Below are 1,345 nucleotides of genomic sequence, written 5' to 3' on the forward strand. Positions count from 1 at the left end.
GGCTGATGGCGGGGTGGCCCGTGAGGTTGAAGGGCATCGTCCACGGAAACCAGTTCGCCCGCACTTCGGCATACGCCTCGCCATCGATCTCGATGCTGCCGAACAGGTCCTGGTCGATCGGCAATGCCGTGCGCGAGAGCGTCGGCGTGAAGAGGAAGTCGTGGCTCTCCAGCTGGGCCTGGACCTTGCGAAAGAGCGCGGTCCTGGCGAACATGGCCTGCTGGAAGGCGACCCCGTCGACGTGCTCTGCGAGCGCGAGCTGCTGCAGCAGGGACGGGCTCAGCTGGTCGGCATGCGCCGCGGCCAGCGGCGCGAAGCGGCCGCGCCAGCTGGTGTGGTTGATCACCCGCCACACCGGCTCGACGTCATAGCCGTCGCCGGGCGTCTCTTCGAGCTGCGCGCCCATCGAACGCAAGGTGGCCAGCGCAGCTTCGAAGGCGGCGGCGACGTCGGCGGAGATCGGGCGTCCCGCGGGTGTTGCGCAATAAAGAATCCGCTTGCCGCGCAGATCGCCGCCGGGCTGAAGCGCGTCGAAGTAAGGCTGCGCCGGCACACCCAGTGACCAGGGGTCGGACCCATGGGCGCCAGTCATGGCCTGCAGCATGAGCGCGGTGTCGGCCACGTTGCGCGTGGTGGGCGTCACGTAGGTGTAGTTGCCGAAGGCGTCCTGCACCTGGCTGTGGGGCACCACGCCCAGGCTCTGCTTCAGGCCGACCACGCCATTGCAGGCGGCGGGAATGCGCGTCGAGCCGCCGCCGTCGGTGGCAATGGCCAGCGGCGCGATGCCGGCCGCAATCGACGCGGCCGCCCCGCCGCTCGAGCCGCCGCTCGTGCGCGTCGCATCCCATGCGTTGCGGGTGCTTCCGAACAGGGGCGCGTCGGTCAAGCACTTGGCGCCGAACTCGGAGGTGGTCGTCTTGCCGATGAGGATGGCGCCGGCCTGGCTCATGCGCGCCACGGCCACGGCGTCCTGCGTGGGGACGTGGTCGCGATGCAGCAGGGAACCGTAGGTCGTCCTGACGTTCGCGGTGTCGACGATGTCCTTCACCGTGAAGGGCAGGCCGTGCAGCAGGCCCAGCGGCTCGCCTCTCATCACGGCGCTTTCCGCCTCGCGGGCCTGCGCCATCGCCTGCTCGTGGCACAGCGTGATGAAGCAGTTCAGCTGCGGCTGGACGGCGTCGGCGCGGCGCAGGACTTCCTGGGTGATCTCCACCGGCGAGAGCTTTCGCTGCGCAACCAGCGTGCGCAGCGCCACGGCGGACAGCTCGCAGATTTTGGACTTCGGAAGACGCGGAAACTTTTTCATGCGCAAATGATTGATGCGCGGCAACATCGAGTCCAATAC

The 1,345-nt window shown here is 68.5% G+C and carries 1 protein-coding gene; it reads right to left on the reverse strand.

Translation table 11 applies throughout. The annotated features are described in order from the left end of the window. The coding region (locus AC1DOC_RS33855; protein WP_478131591.1) for an amidase at positions 1-1,306 on the reverse strand (1,306 nt) is incomplete at its 3' end. Positions 1,307-1,345: the final 39 nt, after the last annotated feature.

The organism is Variovorax sp. 01T439_2 (assembly GCF_056398445.1).